Below are 17,994 nucleotides of genomic sequence, written 5' to 3'. Positions count from 1 at the left end.
GAATAATGAAAATATTATTCATCGTTATATTCTCTGATATGTCGCGAGTCGCGATATTCAGAATCAAGGCAGAGGGAAATATAGAATATTTATATTTTTCCTTTTGCCATATCAGTGCTTTATCTAAGCCCAAAGGTTTCCTGAAGGAAGCAGGGTAAAAGCAATAACTTAACTAATGAGAGTAGATAACCATGGCTATTGATATGTATTTGAAAGTTGACGGTGTTACCGGTGAATCTAAAGATTCTAACCACACCGGCTGGATCGATGTGACTTCTTTCTCCTGGGGCGCTACCCAGCCGGGCAATATGTCCGTAGGCGGCGGCGGCGGTGCCGGTAAAGTGAACTTTAACGATCTGCACATCAATGCAAAAATCGATAAAGCGGTCACCGCGCTGCTGAAAAACTGCGCCAGCGGTAAGCACGTAGGCAAAGTCGAAGTCTCCGTATGTAAAGCGGGCGGCACTCAGATTGAGTACACCCGTATTACTCTGGAAGACGTGCTGGTCACCAACGTGCAGTTCGTCGGTTCCGACGGTGACGATACTCTGGGCGTAACCTACGCATTCCAGGCTGCCAAAGTGAAACAGCAGTACTGGGAGCAAAGCACCTCCGGCGGTAAAGGCGCAGAAAGCAGCGCTGGCTGGAATATTAAAGAGAATAAAGAAGCTTAATTATTCAGCCAAATTGCCCATTCACGACGGGATGGGCAATTTATTTCTTCAGTGCTTTTAGCCTCATAAGGAAAATTTATGGCAATAAGACCCGCTTTTTTACAGGCATGGCAGCGCTTCAGTGAGATAAATATCGATGTTTCATCCGTTGGAAAAAAGATAGGTGGAAATGTCGGTGCAAATATCACTCTAGGTGAACAGGATCCCTCACAGGGATTTACTAATGCCTGCGCGATAAGAATGAGTTACACGTTAAACTACTCTGGGGCTAAGGTCGAAAGAGGCGTTTGGAAAACGGTTTCAGGGGGTGATAAAAATTGGTACATATACCGTGTAAAAGATCTGTTGACATACATGCATAAAAAATACGGTAAACCTGACAAGATAGTAAAAAACCCAACGCCTGGTGATTTTCAAAATCTGAAAGGAATTTTGGTTTTTGCAGTAAATGGCTGGAGTGATGCTAGCGGGCATGCAACTTTGTGGAATGGGTCGGTTTGCTCCGATCATTGTTATTTCCCGATCTCGAATGAGGGTTCAATATGGTTTTTAAAATAGAATGGATTTCATTGGTTGTTGCATTATTATTTTCTGTCCAAGCTGGTGCTAAGGAAGCCTATACCCCAGGCCAGTATTTAAAAAACTATGCGCTAAGTACCTGTGTTTCTCAGGGCTATCAGAGTAAAGAGGTAAAAGACGATGCCGCGGCTGCCGCTCGAGGCTATCTGGAATTTGGCGACTATTCCCTTGCGGCACATACGGCGGTTAGAAAACTGGGTAAGGATTTTCTAGCTAAGCAATATATCAGCCAGTCAGGTGAGCCGATGACGCTGGCAAAATGCATCGATTTCTATCATAGCAAGCAGCTGGATAATCTGGTGAAACAGTTTGAAGGTAAGAAGGACGATTAACTCACCATCTCATTCTCCGGCATTTGACCTGTATCACTGCAACTGTTCTCGAGAATAACGTTATATTCTGACATGCAGCAATGATAAAAATATTAATAGCCATTTAGTAATGCATATATAACGACATAAATAAGTCCAGATGAATATGAACAAGCTGCTATCTGAGTGTTTTATTAAAATTCAGTTTTGATAAATACAGATTCATACGGTGTTTCATGGGTTGAAGTGATAATATTAGCTATGTCCCATATTACACCGTAGTAGAAACTGAAAATAGCCCACTTCTGATCCTCATTTGCCGACTGTAAGTATGACAGAACGTATGGAAAAATTAGCAGAAACTCAAAATGAGTAGCGATCGACCATTACAGCGCGATAAGGAACACAATGAATAAGCTATTATCACTTTTTTTTCTGATCCTTTCACTACAGGCAAGCTGTAACGCGTATGCAGGCAATAAATATAACCCACAAACGAATCTGAAAAAATACGCATTAAGCACCTGCCTGTCTCAGGGCTATCAAAGCAAAGAGATCAAAGAGGATGCCGCCGCCGCTGCCCGTGGCTATCTGGAATTTGGTGATTATTCCCTGGCAGCACATACTGCGGTAAGCAAGCTGGGTAAGGTGTTTCTGGCTAAGCAGTATGGCAGTCAGTCAGGCGCACCGATGACGCTGGCGAAGTGCATTGATTTTTATCACAGCCAGCAGCTGGATAACCTGGTGAAAGAGTTTAAGGGCAAGCATGATGATTAAGACCTTTGCCCCAAACCCAGCGCTTAAACCCCGCCGCTTTCCCCCAGAGCGGCGCAGTTTAACCGCCGTATTACCCTGCATCACCTATGCAGACGGGTAACCACCTAAAAGCAGGAAAACGTTATGCGATTTACGATTATAACGAGCAAACCGGGCCAGCAGCCGCCGCAGGGCAGCTGCGACTTTCTGCCGCCCGGCGGCACCATTGGGCGTGGTGCTGATAACAACCTGGTGCTGCCGGATGATGACCGCACCATTTCACGCCTACAGGCTATCGTGCATATCAACGCCACGGGCGAGTGCCATATCACCAATCGCGGCAACGTGACGCGCGTCCACCTGAACGATATTCCGCTGGAGCGTGGTCGCCAGGTCGAGCTACAGGATGGCGATATCATCGGCATTGATGACTATCGCCTACAGGTCAGCGAACTGGGCGCCGCCACGCAGCCGCTAAGCCAGCCGGTGCCAGCACCCGCAGCGCAGCGCTCGCAGCCGGTCGCGGCTCCACAGGCTCCCGCCCCGGCCGCCGCCGCGCCAGCGGCTATTCCCAGCGAAATCTGGGACAGCCTGGCTCAGGAGTTCTCGATCTCCGATAACCTCTCCAGCCGCAGCAAAGCCAAGCCGCAAAGCCAGGCCAACCCATTGACCGCCCCGGCGGCGGCCGAGCGTAATCCGGCCGATCCGCTGGCGCAGCTGGAACAGAACAACGATCCGTTAAGCCTCGATCGACGCGATCCGACCCCCGATAGCCTGTTTAATCAGGATCCGCTGTTTAAGCAGGAGAGCATCTTTGATGACACAACCCCCAGCACGCTGTCCCAGCCGCTGGGGGCAAAAAGCCATGTCGCGGATGACAATCGGCAGGATGAGCAGGACCCGCTGGCGCTGTTCGGCGCGGGCGCAGCGCCGCAGGTCGATCGTGACGATCCGCTCGGTCTGATGATGGGCAGCGCCGTGCCGCTGACGCCGCCAGAGGATAAGCCGCAGCAGGCGTCAGAGCAGACGGTTATCCCCCCGCAGCCAGAATCCGCACCGCCGGTCACCGGGGAAAAAGCACCCTCTGCGGAAGATGAGCTGCCGCAGCCGGACAGTGATTTCAGTCTGTTTGGCGATGACAAAACGCAGCACGCCTTTGATGCCGATTCACCGCTGTTTGACGTACCGCCTGCGCCTTCTGCCCAGCCCGCAGCACCCTCTGCCAGCGGTGACTACGGCGGCATTACGTTACCTACGCCGCAGGCGCGCGCGCGCAACAGCACTCCGCCACCCAAAGGGCGGCTCAGTATCGACCCGGTGGCCAACAGCACGGCGCACAGCAGCGGCAGCGGCGGCGAAATGCTGGATGGCGACCTGATGGCGGCGCTGATCGGCGGGATGGGCCTTCAGGATCTCCAGCCAACGCCGCGCTTTGACCAGCACGCCATGCAGGAACTGGGGCAGATGCTCAGCATGTTCTCGCAGGGCACGGTGGCGCTGCTCTCTTCGCGTTCGATCCTCAAGCGCGGCGTAAAAGCTGAAATGACGGTGATCCTCGACGAGGCCAACAACCCGTTCAAGCTGTTGCCATCCGGTAAATCGGTGCTGATGCAGATGTTTGGCAGCCGCATGCCGGGCTTTATGCCGCCGAAGCAGTCGGTGCGCGATGCGCTGGTCGATTTACAGGCGCACCAGCTGGGGATGATCGCCGGTATCCGGGCGCTGATCGCCTCCATGCTGCAATCGTTTAACCCGCAGCAGCTGGAAGAGGAGGCGCGCCAGCAGGGCGTCACCTCGCGTCTGTCGCTGCCGGGCAGCCGCAAAGCGGCATTGTGGGACCACTTCAGCAAACGCTACGGTGAAACCGCTGGCGAGATTGAAGATGACTTCCATACGCTGTTTGGCGAAGCCTTCCTCCACGCCTATGACATGGAAGTCAACCAGTACAAAGACTCACAGATCAGATCGGAAGAATGATGAATATCACCTTAGCCTCAATGTCGAATCAGGGAGCGCGCACCAGTAATCAGGATCAGGTCGGTGATATTGTCGGCGACCGCTCGGCCTGCTTTGTGGTGTGCGACGGCGTGGCGGGCCTGCCCGGTGGCGATATCGCCGCCAGCGTGGCACGCGACACCCTGTTACAGCGCTTCGACGGTCAGCAGCACCTTAACGCGCAGCTGATCCGCCAGTACGTTAATGATGCCAATAGTGCTATCCGCCAGCGGCAGAAAGCCGATCCGCACCACCACCGCATGGGCACCACGCTGGTCAGTCTGTTTATCGACCGCGATTACCAGCTTGCCTACTGGGCGCATGCCGGTGACAGCCGACTCTATCTGTTCCGGCGCGGCTATCTCTATCATGTCACCACCGACCACAGCCTGGTGCAGCAGATGAAAGATGCCGGACATCAGACCGACGGCATCAACGGCAACCTGCTCTATTTCGCCCTGGGGATGGGCGATGAGGACAGGGATGCCAGCTACAGCGACGTGGTGCCGATAGAAGATGGCGATGCGTTCCTGCTGTGTACCGATGGCTTCTGGCACGGCGTGTCGCAGCACCATATGCAGCAGTCGCTGCATATGGTCAACACGCCGCAGGAGTGGCTGACGTTAATGCAGCAGATGATTAAAAAGAATGATGAACAGTCGGACGACAAGCAGGACAACTACAGCGCGGTGGCCGTCTGGGTGGGTGAACCCCAGGAGACCACGCTGCTGCATTCGCTGTCGGAAGCGGCACAATTTATTTCTCTGCGCGATTAAAACAGGATAAAGAACTTATGAAATATTGGCTGTCAGGTGCGTTAACGCTGGCGATGGTATCCAGCGCCTGGGCGCAGGATTTTCGGCTGGTGCAGTCCCCGGCGCTTAAACTGGATATCTGGATCGATAACGTGAAAAGCACTAATGCGGAAAGCTGGTGCGCGCGCACACTGCCGCTGCGTATTGTGGCCAATGGCAAAAAGGACCCGGCGCTGCTGGATGACTATTTGCCAAAGGTAGGCAACTTTTTGCAGAAGCAGTGCCCCGCGCTCAACCAGATTAACTGGCAGATGAATGACGACAGCGGCAAAAAGCTGGCTGCGGGAAGTGCCAGCAAAGCGCAGGGCTGGGCGATAGTGACCACGGCGCAAGAGCCGGTTGCTACGCCGCAGGCGGTGGCCGAAACGCCGCCAGCGCAAACGCCAGCAGTGGCACCAACCCCGACCGCAGAAGAGCTTTCACCCGCTGCGGATACCACGCCGTGGGTTCAGTTTAGCCTGTTGGACGGCTGCCATTTCCGCACCTACTGGCGCGGCAGCAGCCAGACCAGCGCGCTGTTTATTCCCGCCAAAGGCGGCGTCAGCTGCGGCAGCGACGGCTGGCTGAAAGGATCGGGCGTGACCACCCAGCTGGGACATGGGGCGGCGAAAAATCTGCCGATGACCTTCCTCCAGGGCTTCCCGGTCGCCGGACTGAATGACAAGGCGCTGGGTAACAGCCTGCAAATCGTGACGGTTAATAATCAGCGCATGGTGCTGAACGACGGCAAGCTGGCGAACAGTTGGATGGTTCTGCCTTACGCATCCGAACTGAACGGCTGGCAGGCGAACGGTATGCTGGTGGTGCAGATCTCTGCCGCAGAGGCGGCGGATAACGGCACCCTGCAAAAACGCCTGAATGAAGTGCGTAACCAGTGGTCGCCGCTGCTGAAAAATAGCACCGATCTGACCATCAAACTGGTGGACGCGCTGCATCCGCAGCTACAGGACCCGGCTGCCGGTGCTTTCCGTACTCTGCATTAAGGACATGCCATGCACTCTTTACAACATCTGATGGACGGCCAGTCGCTGGCTGAAACCCTGTCCCGGCTGGAAAGTCAGATAAAACGCCAGCCTGCCGATGCCGATCTGCGCGCCAGTTTTGTTCAGCTGCTGTGCCTGGCGGGCAACTGGAGCCGGGCGCTGACGCAGCTCAAATCCTGGCTGGCATTAAAACCGCAGGCACAGCCAACGGTCACGCTACTGGAGCAGGCGATTAACGGTGAACGCCAGCGTGCGGCGGTATTCGCGGGTGAAGCCGCCCCGCGTATGCCGGGTGACGCCTGGAGTTGGGCGGAGCAACTGCTGGCAGCGCTGGCGGCCGATACCGCAGGCGACAATGCTCAGGCGCAACAGCTGCGCGCCGCAGCCTTAGAGGCGGCGCAGCTCAACCCCGGTCATCTGGCGCACCAGGGCGAGCAGCACGCCTTTGAGTGGCTGGTCGACGGTGACGGGCGGCTTGGCCCGATATGCGAACTTACCGTCAACGGGCAGTACAGCTGGCTGCCGTTCAGCGCCATCAGCGAAATACGCTTCCAGGCGCCGGCCAGCGTTACCGATCTGGTGTGGCGGCATACGCTGGTCAGACTGGTGGATGGCAGTGAGCAGGTGTGCCAGATCCCGGTACGCTATCCGTTTGCCGAACAGGCCGACGATCGCTACCGGCTGGCCACGTTGACCGAATGGCAACCGCTGCCGGGCGATGACCAGCAGTTCAGCGGCCACGGGCAGAAATGCTGGTTCAGCGCCGACGACGAATTCCCGCTGCTGGGCATGGAGACGCTAACATTTAGCGATGCAGAGCCAGGCTTATGAGCCAGCACAGTGATGAAGGGCATAAATTGCTGCACGGCGGCTACCGCCAGCGCCGCCAGCAGGAAGGGCTGAATATTCGTGACAAAATGCAGCCATCGCTGCTCGATCGCCTGACCGACAACGCGCCGGATAATCCGCGCGAAGCGGCGAACAGCACGCTGATCTCGCACAGCGCGCTGCGGCGTAACGTACTGCGCGACCTGCAATGGCTGTTTAATACCATTAACAATGAAGCGCAGCAGGATCTGTCACCGTTCCCGCATGTACAGCGCTCGACGCTGAATTTCGGCGTGTCGCCGCTGGCGGGGCAGCGCATGTCGGATATTGAATGGCTGGATATTCAGCGCAAGTTAAGCGCGGCGATCCTCAACTTTGAACCGCGCATTCTGCCCGCCGGGTTACAGGTGCGCTGCGTGTCTGACACCAGCGCGCTCGACCTGCACAACGTGCTGTCGATTGAGATCAAGGGCCGTCTGTGGTGCGTGCCGTATCCACTGGAATTCCTGTTTCGTACCGATGTGGATCTGGAAAACGGCCACTTTGCCCTGCGTGATATGGGTTAATCAAGAAGGTCAATTGTCATGGACAGTAAGCAGCTCGACTATTACAACCGTGAACTGGCGTATCTGCGCGAAATGGGCGCGGAGTTTGCCGGGCGCTATCCAAAGGTGGCAGGCCGTCTTGGCATGCGCGGCGACGAGGTGGCTGACCCTTACGTTGAGCGACTGATGGAGGGCTTTGCCTTTCTGACCTCCCGCGTGCAGCTGAAAATGGATGCCGAGTTTCCGCGCTTCTCCCAACGCCTGCTGGAGATGATTGCGCCGAACTATCTGTCGCCAACGCCCTCAATGGCGATTGCCGAACTGCAACCGGACAGCCGCAAAGGCGATATCAGCAACGGATTTCTGGTGCCGCGCGGCACCATGATGGACAGCCAGGCGCTGAAGCAAAACGGCGTCACCTGTAGTTACACCACCGCCCATGACGTGATGCTGCAACCGGTACGGATTAACAGCGTTGAACTGGGCGGCATTCCGGCCAATGTCCCGCTCGGCGAACTGGGGTTAAGCCAGCGCGGCGCGGTCAGCGCCCTGCGTATCCGTATCGCCTGTGACGAGAGCGTCACGCTTTCCCATCTTAGCTTTGACAGCCTGATGTTCTTCCTCAGCGGGCCGGATATGCAGGCGCTGCAACTGCTGGAGTTGGTGATGCAGCACTATGTCGGCGGCTACTGCCAGAGCGTGGGCAGCGACCCGCAGCGCACACCGCTGGGTGATGACGCGCTCCAGCAGGAAGGGTTTGCGGCAGACCAGGCGCTGCTGCCAAACGATCTGCGCAACTTTGATGGCTATCGCCTGTTGCAGGAGTACTTTGCTTTCCCGGCCCGCTTCCAGTTTATCAGCATCAGCCAGTTACGCCCGCTGCTCAAGGCCTGTGACCCGCAGGCGCGTGAATTCGACATCGTTTTGCTGCTGGACAGCGCCAACCCAGGGCTGGAGCGCGTCATTGACCACAGCCATCTGGCGCTGCACTGCACCCCGGTGATTAACCTGTTTCCCCGGGTGGCGCAGCGGCAAAAGCTGAGCGACAGCGTGCACGAATATCACCTGGTGGTGGATAACATCCGTCCGCTGGACTACGAAATTTACTCGGTGCAGAAGCTCTACGCCAGCGGCGAGCGCCAGCGCGAGGAGCAGCAATTTCGCCCGTTCTGGAGCACCTTCAGCGATGACGGCGGCAACTACGGGGCTTACTTCTCGCTGCGGCGCGAACAGCGCACCCTGTCCGAACGTGCGCAGCGCTTCGGCACGCGCACCGGCTATGTGGGATCGGAAGTCTTTCTGTCACTGGTCGACGAGCACAACTCCCCCTGGCACGAGGATCTGCGCTATCTCACCGCCGAGGTAATGTGTACCAGCCGCGATCTGCCGTTACTGCTGCTGCAACAGCAGGGGCAGTTTGTGATGCCTGATTCGATCCCGGTACGCCAGCTAACGCTGCGTAAAGGGCCGACACCGCCGCGTCCGGCGCTGGCGGAGGGGAAAATTGCCTGGCGGTTGGTCAGTCATCTACAGATGAACTATCTCAGCCTGATGGATGGTGACGACGGGCAGGGGGCGGCGGCGTTGCGACAGATGCTTGGCCTGTATGCCAACCTGGCCGAGGCCGCTGCAGCACGCCAGATCGACGGCATTCGCCACTGCCAGCTGAAACCGGTGTTCCGGCGCGTGCCGGAGCCAGGCCCGATTGTCTTTGCCCGTGGCATCGGCATTGAGCTGGAGGTGGACGAGCAGGCGTTTTCCGGCAGCAGCCCGTGGTTACTTGGCAGCGTGCTGGAGCGGGTGTTCTCGCGGTTGGTGGCGATCAATACCTTTACCGAAATGACGCTGACCAGTCAGCAACGCGGCGAGGTCGGCTATTGGGCTCCACGCATGGGCAAAAGGAGACTGATATGACACGGCAGCCCGCCGCGCAGGGAGAGAAAATTCACCGGCTGCATCGTCTGCCGCCGGACTTCTGGACGGCGCTGTGCGCCACGCCCTGGCGCTACGATCTGTTCCAGCTGTTGCGGCGGCTGGATGCACAGGGCGGTCAGCGCTACCCGTTGGGGCGCGCCCCGCTGCCGCGCCACGAGCCGCTGCGCATCGGCCAGCGGCCGTCTCTGGCCTTTGCCCCGGCGGCCATCGCCAGCGTGACGCCGCGTGACGGCACTGCGCTGCACGATGTCTCAATCTACAGTTTTGGCCTGTTTGGCCCTAACGGCCCGCTGCCTGTCCATTTGACGGAATATGCGCGTGAGCGCAGCGACCACCATCAGGACAACAGCCTTAGCGCCTTTACCGACCTGTTCCACCATCGCCTGACGCTGCTGTTTTACCGCGCATGGGCCGATGCGCAGCCCACGGTGGCGCTGGACCGGGCGGAAAAACGTCAGTTTGAGCGCTGGCTCGCCAGCCTGATCGGCATGGGGCAGCCGGGGCAGCTAAAACAGGGCAGCCTCAGCCCGCATTCGCGGCTGGCGCTGGCCGGGCATCTGACCCGTCACGCACGCGATGCCGAGGGACTGCAAAAAGTCCTCAGTCATTACTTTGAGGTTCCGGTGCGGCTGGTGGAAAACGTGCCCCACTGGCAGCCGGTCGATCGCCGCGACCGCGCCAGCCTCGGAGCCGGACGGCGTAAACCGCGCCTCGGCGTATCGGCCTTTCTCGGCGTGGCGGTGCGTGATGTGCAGCACAAATTTCGCCTCGATCTCGGGCCTCTGCCCATGACCCGCTATCAGCGTTTTTTGCCCGGCGAACCCTGGGCGCAGCAGCTGCGCGACTGGGTGCGTCAGTATCTGGGCATTGAATTTCTCTGGGAGGTGCGGCTGATCCTGGACGCCGCCGATGTGCAGGGCGTCACCCTCGGCGGTGCATCCCGGCTGGGATACAGCAGCTGGCTGGGACAGCCGGCTACGCCACAGCACCGCAGCGATCTCACCTTTAGCCCGGAGCCGCAGGTGAACATTGTGCGGTGAACCTTGCGCCGGGCTTATCAAACTGCCGTCTGATGATGATTGCACGCTGCGCAATCATGCCGTTTTTAAACAGAACATTAACTACTGAGATCAATCATGTCAGAAATCAGCCGCGCCGTACTGTTCGGCAAACTGGATACGCTGTTATTTACCTCTCTGGAGAGCGCCACCGCGTTTTGTAAACTGCGCGGTAACCCCTATGTTGAGCTGGTGCACTGGCTGCACCAGCTGATGCAGCATCAGGGCGGCGATCTTCAGCAGCTTATCCGCCATTTTTCACTGGATGAAGAGGCGCTGACACGGGATATCGTGGCGGCGCTCGACAGATTACCGCGCGGAGCCAGCGCGGTCTCTGACCTGTCCGAACATATCGACAGCGCGGTGGAGCGCGCCTGGGTTTACGGTTCGCTGAAGTTTGGCGTACAGCAGATCCGTGGTGGTCACCTGCTGATTGGCCTGCTGAAAACCTTTAACCTCGCCAACCTGCTGAAAGGCATCTCGCCGCAGTTCAGCCGCATCAGCGTTGATGTGCTGCTGGAGCAGTTTGATCAGGTATTTGGCGACAGCAAAGAGGCACAACAGGTCAGCGCAGCGCCGCAGACTACCGGCGGTGAAGTCCCACAGCAGCAGGGTACGCTGGCGCTGTACGCGCAGGATCTGACGGCGCGTGCGCGCGATGGCAAGATCGATCCGGTGGCTGGGCGCGACCAGGAGATCCGCCAGATGGTGGATATTCTGATGCGCCGCCGCCAGAACAACCCGCTACTCACCGGGGAGGCCGGGGTAGGCAAAACGGCGGTGGTGGAAGGGCTGGCGCTGCGTATCGCCGCAGGCGACGTACCTGAACCGTTGCAGCAGGTGCAGCTGTGGCTGCTGGATATCGGCATGTTGCAGGCCGGAGCCGGGATGAAGGGCGAATCTGAGGCGCGCCTTCAGGCGCTGATTAATGAAGTGCAGTCCAGCCCGACGCCGATCGTCCTGTTTATTGATGAGATCCACACTCTGGTCGGCGCGGGCGGTCAGCAGGGTACTGGCGATGCCGCCAACCTGCTGAAACCGGCGCTGGCACGCGGCCAGCTGCGCACCATCGGTGCCACCACCTGGGCGGAGTACAAAAAGTATATTGAGAAAGACCCGGCGTTGACCCGCCGCTTCCAGACCGTGCAGGTGCACGAGCCGGACGAGGAGAAAGCGCTGCTGATGCTGCGCAGTACCGTCAGCCCGCTGGAACAGCACCACCGCGTCCTGCTGCTGGATGAGGCGGTCTCTGCGGCGGTGAAGCTCTCCCATCGCTATATCCCGGCGCGTCAGCTGCCGGATAAGGCAGTGGCGCTGCTGGATACCGCCTGCGCGCGCGTTGCCGTCAGCCAGAGCGCCCAGCCACCGCAGCTGGAAGACTGCCTGCATCGCATTCATGCGCTGGAGATTGAGCGCGATATCGCTGGACGTGAAGCGAAAGTGGGCATCGGCGAGGCCGGACGCGTGGCGCAGTTGGAGCAGCAGCTGGCGGAGCTGGCCGAACAGCGCGACAGGCTAAACGAACGCTGGCAGCAGGAGCGCGCGCTGGTGGATAGCATTATCGCTCTGCGCGGGCAGCTGAGTGCAGAGACGGTGGAAGACCAGACGAGCCTGCATAGCGCGCTTAGCGAACGCCAGCAGCAGCTGCGTGAACTTCAGGGCGAAGCCCCGCTGCTGTTTGCGGCGGTGGATGCCAACGTGGTGGCGGCGGTGGTCGCCGACTGGACCGGCATTCCGCTGGGGCGCATGGTGAAAAACGAAATTGATGCGGTGCTCAAGCTGGCGGATACCCTTAATCAGCGGGTGATTGGTCAGCGCCACGGGCTTGACCTGATCGCCAAACGGGTGCGCACCTCGCGCGCACGCCTTGACGATCCTAACAAGCCGGTCGGGGTCTTTATGCTGTGCGGGCCATCCGGGGTGGGTAAAACCGAAACCGCGCTGGCGCTGGCGGAAACCCTGTACGGCGGCGAACAGAATATTATCACCATCAATATGAGTGAGTTCCAGGAAGCGCATACCGTTTCCACCCTGAAAGGTGCGCCGCCGGGTTATGTCGGCTACGGTGAAGGCGGAGTCCTGACCGAAGCGGTACGCCGCCGCCCGTACAGCGTGGTGCTACTGGATGAAATTGAAAAGGCGCACCCGGACGTGCATGAAATTTTCTTCCAGGTGTTTGATAAGGGCTGGATGGAAGATGGCGAAGGGCGGCATATCGATTTCCGCAACACCATCATCATTCTCACCTCTAACGTCGGTACGCAGCTGATCAGCGCCATGTGTGCCGACCCGGAGCTGATGCCGCAGCCGGAGGATCTGGCCGGGGCGCTGCGCCCACCGCTGCTGGAGGTTTTCCCTCCGGCGCTGCTGGGCCGCCTGCTGGTGGTGCCTTACTATCCGCTGAGTGATGAGGTGCTGGCTAACATTGTGCGTCTGCAATTGCAGCGTATTCAGCGGCGGCTGGAGGAGAATCACGGTATCATCTCCGAAGTGGATGACAGCGTGATTAGCCAGATTGTTCAGCGCTGTACCGAAGTGGAGTCCGGCGGTCGCATGGTCGACGCCATTCTTACCAATACCCTGTTGCCGCAAATGAGCCAGATGCTGCTGTCTGCCAGCGCGCGCGACGAACAATACCGTCGCCTGCGCGTCTCGTTACACCAGGGCGAATTTCAGTGTCAGTTTGAGGCGTAAAGCCATTAGCTATCAGAGAGTTATCAATTATGTCAGAACAGGATAACAGCCAGACGATGCCCAATGCACTACCGGTTGGCTACCGATTCAATGAGTTTGAAATCGAGCAGGTGATTGGTGGTGGCGGATTTGGCATTGTTTACCGCGCGCGCGATCATCAGCTGGAACGCACTATCGCCATCAAAGAATTTATGCCCGCCTCGCTGGCGGTGCGCAACGACGACCTGACGCTGGTACTGCGTAGCGAACACTTCAGCAAGACCTTCCATGCCGGGCTGAACAGCTTTATTCAGGAAGCACGCCTGCTGGCACGTTTTACCCACCCGAACCTGCTGCATGTGCTGCGTTTCTGGGTGCAGAACGATACCGCCTACATGGGCACGGCCTTCTACAGCGGCACCACCCTGTCGCGCCTGCAACAGCAGCGCCCGGAAATCATTAATGAAGCCTGGATCCGCAAGCTGCTGCCGCCGCTGTTTGGTGCCATTAATACTATTCACCGGGAAGGCTACCTGCACCGCGATATCTCACTGGATAATATCCAGATTCAGGATAACGGCGTACCGGTGCTGCTGGACTTTGGTTCGGCGCGTAAGGCGATTGGCAACCTGTCCGATGAAACCGAAACCATGCTCAAGCCGGGTTTTGCGCCTATCGAACAGTACAGCGATGATAATGAAAGTGAGCAGGGCACCTGGACCGATATTTACGCGCTGGGCGCGGTGCTGCATACATTGATTGTCGGTACGCCGCCGCCGGTCAGCGTGGTGCGCAGCATTGAGGATAACTACCAGCCGTTAGCGCAGCGCCGTCCGGCGGGCTATTCGCTGCCGCTGCTGACCGCCATCGACCGGGCGCTGGCGCTACAGGCGGAAGATCGTCCGCAGACCGTTGACCAGCTGGCAGCACTGATGGAGCTGAAAGAATCCGATCTCGACGCCATTCATGAGGTTAAAGTCGGCGCATCCCGCACCATGCTGGTGGCGGTTGAGGATGAAGAACCCACGCCGCCTGCGGTGAACAAACTACAGCGCTACAAGCTGCCGGGGCTGATCGCCGCCGGGGTGCTGGTGGGGATTGGCGTGGGTGCGCTGCTGAATTCGGGCGGTGACGATACGCAGCCGCAAACCAGCCAGGCACCGGCAGCTGAGGTTGCCACAACTGCCCCGGCCGCCGTTCCGGCGCAGCAGCCAGCGGCACAGGCCCCGGTCGCTCCGCCGCCTGCACCGGTAGCCCAGGTCTGGCTACAGCTGGCACGCGGTGAGCAGGTGGAAATCAACGGCAAGGCCGAAGCGCTGATGCCATCCCCCAACGGTTTTGCCACCCTGCAACTGCCACCGGGTGAATACCAGTTCCGCATCTCCAACGGCCGCCAGACGCGCAGCCAGACCATCACCATCGAACACGAAGGTGCGTGGCTGTTAAATCCGCAAAGCTAATCCTTCGCCCGCCGCAACGCGGGCGCTGTTTTCCTGGAGTTCCTCTGTCGTCGATCCGGGGCGATAGATATGCCCGGATAGAAGTCAAATTTCACTGGAATCGACTGGAAAAAGGCGACAGATCAAGTTGTTCGTAACAGGGGGGCGGGATCATTGTCAGAGATTCTGTCGGCGTGGGGGATAAAACCGGCGATGGTGATTCAGATACCGCTTCGTTGGGATTTGTCCTCACCGACCTCACTTTGGGCAATATGAAAATGAAAGCCGAAAGATTTGATAGTGTTATAGCCACCGAATGTGTTATTTGGTCATTAATTTCAATAAGATTAAGTTAAAATGAAATGGCTTGGGTTTTTATTCTTTCTAACTGTATCATTGCTTTATATTTGGAATAGGAAAGATCATTTTAGTAAAAAATCATGGTTGCTATTTGGTCTAAGTTTTATTGGAGTGATTATTGGGACTATTATATTTGGTTTTGCATTAAAAAATATTATGCTGGTGTGGCCTGTCATTACTGTTTCCACGGCGAAGTTTTTAACTATGGCCGTTGGAGCATCCTTTACGGCTGTTCTGGCAATGAAATTCCTTGTAGTCATGTTATGTACGATGTTTTTAGGATTCATGAGATTTCATAAAAAATATAACTCAGAAAATTACCAAGCGTTTTCATCTCTTTCAAACGTTTTTTCCCCGTCATTGCTTATTCTGGTGAAATGTGTTGTTTCATGTGGCAGCGTGTTAATATTTTATGGTATCTGGCTGGCCTGAACATCTGCATTTGAAGTATTTCAATGAGCATTGAATATGGTTTTGACTTTCCGCTGAAATTTTCTTTTACGCAAGATAAAGTGCAGCAGTGGCTGTACAACGGTGTTAATTGGGGATTGAATTTTTCAGGGGTTTAAATGGGCGCTGTAGCATTTTTATTATCTTTAGTTGGTTCGTTATATTATGTTTGGAATGGTAATGATGATTTCAATAAAGGTAAGTGGTTTCAATTTCTTCTGAAATTCCTCGCTGCTTTTATCGGTGTTTTCATATTGGGTTTTATTTTTAAAGGTGTAACTGCGTTAATACCTGCTTTCTCTAATAAAATAGCAGGTGGTTTATTAATGAAAGTCTTTATGTCTATTTTTTCCGTCTTGGGAATGAAGTTAGTTGTTATAATGGCATACACGATGTTTAGCAGGATTATGGCATTTCATCGAAAATACAATGTTGAAAGCTATGATAAATTATCATCTTTCGCTTACCGACTTGCCCCGGGGCTTCTGTTACTGACAAAAGTCTTAGTTTCATTGGGTGGCGGTTTGGCATTTTATGGTATCTGGTTGAGCTGATTATTCCTTTTTTTTTTAACTTTAAGTGTCATTGCGAAAATCCGTTTTTATCAGTATTGAATAATTTAAAGCACACCCTTCCGCACTCAGTATTCCTGGGTGCGGAAGGGTGACGCAGTCGCAGAGTTGTCACTAAGCTGATCTTTGACTATTCATCTTCAGGCGAAGGAAAAGGTACAAAACCAACAAGGTGTCGGCCGATAAATTTGATAGTGTTATAACCGCTGTCTACGTAAGTGTATTAATTGGCAATTGATTTCAATAAGATTAATTTAAAATGAAATGGATTGGTTTTTTATTGTTTCTAACTGCATCATTATTTTATATCTGGAATGGGAAGGATGACTTTAATAAGAAGGAATGGTTGTTTTTTGCATTGAAGCCGGTTTTAATCCTTGTAGTTACTTTTGCAGTTGTGGTCATTCTAAAGTTTATTCTTTCAGTGTGGCCTTTTGCGCCGGTCAGTACAGTGAAAGCGGTACTGGTCTCTATAACAGGATCTTTTTTATGCCTATGGGGAACGAAATTTCTTGTGGTCATGTTATGCACTTTGTTTGGTAAAATCATAGGGTTCCACCTGGGTTATAATAAAGGTAATTATCAGTCATTATCATCACTGGCAGGGGAACTTGGCTCAACGCTACTGATGTTAGCAAAGTATGTGGTTTCATTTGGCAGTGCACTGATGTTGTATGGCGTCTGGTTGTCTTGATTTATTCGTGCGTAAACTGTTCTTGTAAAGTGGTTTTTCAACTGGCTATTTTCATGAAAAATCAATTTTTAAATCATCTGCGCTCCATATTTTTGAATAAAACGATATTTTGAATTGTGTCAGGGGCTATCCGTTGCTAAATATCCCGCCAAGGTTAATAATAATATGTTTGTAACTGGTTTTATATTTTCTCTGATAAGTGTGTTGTTTTATATCTGGAATGGAGATGACTTCTTTGACAGGAAGGCATGGATTAAATTTGGTCTGATGTTTCTTTCTGTAATTTTAGGTGCTTTTGTATTAGCCTTTATTTTAAAGGTAGTGTTTGCACTATTTCCATCAGTTCCTAAAGAAATAGCAGGTATTTTTATGATAAAATTCTGTGGGGCACTCACCTCTATCTTGGGTTTAAAATTCCTTGTGATTATGCTATGTACAATTTTTAATAATATTATGTCATTTCACCAAAAATATAATGAACATAGCTATGATGAAATATCATCATTTTCGCAAAGGGTTTCTCCCGGGCTTCTGCTACTCGCTAAGTTTGCAGTCTCATTAGGTAGTGTATTAATATTTTATGGTATCTGGCTGGCCTGATCATCTGTACTTGAGGTATTTCAATGAGCATTAAATATGGTTTTGACTTTCCGCTGAAACCATCTTTTACGTAAGAAGAGGTGCAGCAGCGTTTCTGGAAATAGATTATCATTATGAAGCGAATAAACGTTGCCTGGAACTGATTTTGTCAACCATAGCTATTATTAAAGAGTCAGAATGACTGACAGGTGATAAGTGGCCTGGCCCGGTCACTCTGCGTTAAGATAATGCGTATCTGAACTGTCCGGGTTCCCCAAATTCGTTGACTTCCCCCTCTGATATCATTCCCTGTCACGTTAGCGTTTATATCCCAATAATTTAAAAAATAGCAGGTATATGCGCTATTCAGGCCCTGTCGTCGCCAGTGGCTGCTAAAAAAAATCGCGCCCGCCATGCTGCGGGTGCTGCTTTAAGGAGAGAGTTATGTTTGACCGTATCACCGTGCAGCTGCCGATGGACGGCCTGCTGTTCTGGCGTCTGAGTGGGCGCGAAGCGCTGTCACAGTCATTTGAACTGAGCGTGCAGCTGTTAAGCACCGACGCGCGCATTGAGCGCAAGGCGCTGCTCGGCCAGCCGATCGTCGTCTCCATTCCCACCCAGGGGCTGCTGAGCACGCGCTATCTGAACGGCAAAATCACCAAAGTCTCGGTCAGCAGTCAGGAGCTGGGCGGCACGCGCTATGCGGTGTACACCCTGGTGATGGAGCCGGATCTGTGGCCGCTGAAGC

At 54.9% G+C, this 17,994-nt stretch carries 18 protein-coding genes; all 18 read left to right on the top strand.

Going from position 1 to position 17,994, the window contains the following annotated elements; genetic code table 11:
* Positions 1 to 191 precede the first annotated feature (191 nt).
* On the top strand, positions 192 to 674 hold the full coding sequence (locus EPIR_RS14425; protein WP_023656197.1) for an Hcp family type VI secretion system effector: 483 nt from the start codon (positions 192 to 194) through the stop codon (positions 672 to 674).
* A gap of 78 nt (positions 675 to 752) precedes the next feature.
* Positions 753 to 1,232 (top strand): type VI secretion system amidase effector protein Tae4, encoded by a 480-nt coding sequence (locus EPIR_RS14420; protein ID WP_023656196.1) that lies wholly within the window; start codon positions 753 to 755, stop codon positions 1,230 to 1,232.
* On the top strand, positions 1,217 to 1,585 hold the full coding sequence (locus EPIR_RS14415; protein ID WP_023656195.1) for a T6SS amidase immunity protein Tai4 family protein: 369 nt from the start codon (positions 1,217 to 1,219) through the stop codon (positions 1,583 to 1,585). Before EPIR_RS14420 ends, EPIR_RS14415 begins: the two co-directional genes overlap by 16 nt.
* Positions 1,586 to 1,972: 387 nt before the next feature.
* Positions 1,973 to 2,341 carry a T6SS amidase immunity protein Tai4 family protein gene (locus EPIR_RS14410; protein ID WP_023656194.1) on the top strand — a complete coding sequence of 123 codons (369 nt, stop codon included), beginning with the start codon at positions 1,973 to 1,975 and terminating at the stop codon, positions 2,339 to 2,341.
* Positions 2,342 to 2,464: 123 nt separating this feature from the next.
* Positions 2,465 to 4,297 carry a type VI secretion system-associated FHA domain protein TagH gene (gene tagH, locus EPIR_RS14405; RefSeq protein ID WP_023656193.1) on the top strand — a complete coding sequence of 611 codons (1,833 nt, stop codon included), beginning with the start codon at positions 2,465 to 2,467 and terminating at the stop codon, positions 4,295 to 4,297.
* Positions 4,297 to 5,091 carry a PP2C family protein-serine/threonine phosphatase gene (locus tag EPIR_RS14400; RefSeq protein WP_048697760.1) on the top strand — a complete coding sequence of 265 codons (795 nt, stop codon included), beginning with the start codon at positions 4,297 to 4,299 and terminating at the stop codon, positions 5,089 to 5,091. Before tagH ends, EPIR_RS14400 begins: the two co-directional genes overlap by 1 nt.
* Before the next feature lie 17 nt (positions 5,092 to 5,108).
* Entirely contained in the window at positions 5,109 to 6,113 is a 1,005-nt protein-coding gene (locus EPIR_RS14395; RefSeq protein WP_023656191.1) for a hypothetical protein, read from the top strand.
* A gap of 9 nt (positions 6,114 to 6,122) precedes the next feature.
* On the top strand, positions 6,123 to 6,944 hold the full coding sequence (locus tag EPIR_RS14390; RefSeq protein WP_023656190.1) for a type VI secretion system accessory protein TagJ: 822 nt from the start codon (positions 6,123 to 6,125) through the stop codon (positions 6,942 to 6,944).
* Positions 6,941 to 7,507: a type VI secretion system baseplate subunit TssE gene (gene tssE, locus EPIR_RS14385; RefSeq protein WP_023656189.1), complete on the top strand. Its 567-nt coding sequence runs from the start codon at positions 6,941 to 6,943 to the stop codon at positions 7,505 to 7,507. The genes EPIR_RS14390 and tssE overlap by 4 nt, the downstream gene beginning before the upstream one ends.
* 18 nt (positions 7,508 to 7,525) lie before the next feature.
* A complete protein-coding gene (gene tssF / locus EPIR_RS14380; protein ID WP_023656188.1) occupies positions 7,526 to 9,400 on the top strand; it encodes a type VI secretion system baseplate subunit TssF in 1,875 nt (624 codons plus the stop codon).
* Positions 9,397 to 10,461, top strand: coding sequence for a type VI secretion system baseplate subunit TssG (gene tssG, locus EPIR_RS14375; protein ID WP_023656187.1), 1,065 nt, complete (start codon positions 9,397 to 9,399; stop codon positions 10,459 to 10,461). Before tssF ends, tssG begins: the two co-directional genes overlap by 4 nt.
* A gap of 96 nt (positions 10,462 to 10,557) precedes the next feature.
* Entirely contained in the window at positions 10,558 to 13,173 is a 2,616-nt protein-coding gene (tssH, locus tag EPIR_RS14370) for a type VI secretion system ATPase TssH (RefSeq protein ID WP_023656186.1), read from the top strand.
* Between the two features lie 29 nt (positions 13,174 to 13,202).
* On the top strand, positions 13,203 to 14,612 hold the full coding sequence (locus tag EPIR_RS14365; RefSeq protein ID WP_023656185.1) for a serine/threonine protein kinase: 1,410 nt from the start codon (positions 13,203 to 13,205) through the stop codon (positions 14,610 to 14,612).
* Positions 14,613 to 14,948: 336 nt separating this feature from the next.
* A complete protein-coding gene (locus EPIR_RS18380; protein WP_023656184.1) occupies positions 14,949 to 15,383 on the top strand; it encodes a hypothetical protein in 435 nt (144 codons plus the stop codon).
* Between the two features lie 137 nt (positions 15,384 to 15,520).
* A complete protein-coding gene (locus tag EPIR_RS14360) occupies positions 15,521 to 15,955 on the top strand; it encodes a hypothetical protein (RefSeq protein WP_048697757.1) in 435 nt (144 codons plus the stop codon).
* 277 nt (positions 15,956 to 16,232) lie between these two features.
* The gene (locus tag EPIR_RS14355) at positions 16,233 to 16,667 is read left to right on the top strand and encodes a hypothetical protein (RefSeq protein ID WP_048697754.1); all 435 of its coding nucleotides are present in this window, start codon (positions 16,233 to 16,235) and stop codon (positions 16,665 to 16,667) included.
* A 165-nt stretch (positions 16,668 to 16,832) separates the two neighbouring features.
* Positions 16,833 to 17,267 carry a hypothetical protein gene (locus EPIR_RS14350; RefSeq protein WP_048697749.1) on the top strand — a complete coding sequence of 145 codons (435 nt, stop codon included), beginning with the start codon at positions 16,833 to 16,835 and terminating at the stop codon, positions 17,265 to 17,267.
* A 423-nt stretch (positions 17,268 to 17,690) separates the two neighbouring features.
* The coding region (locus tag EPIR_RS14345) for a contractile injection system protein, VgrG/Pvc8 family (RefSeq protein ID WP_048697747.1) at positions 17,691 to 17,994 on the top strand (304 nt) is incomplete at its 3' end.

Origin of the sequence: Erwinia piriflorinigrans CFBP 5888 (assembly GCF_001050515.1) — a bacterium.
Lineage (GTDB): Bacteria > Pseudomonadota > Gammaproteobacteria > Enterobacterales > Enterobacteriaceae > Erwinia > Erwinia piriflorinigrans.
This window is presented reverse-complemented; position numbering and strand designations above follow the sequence as displayed.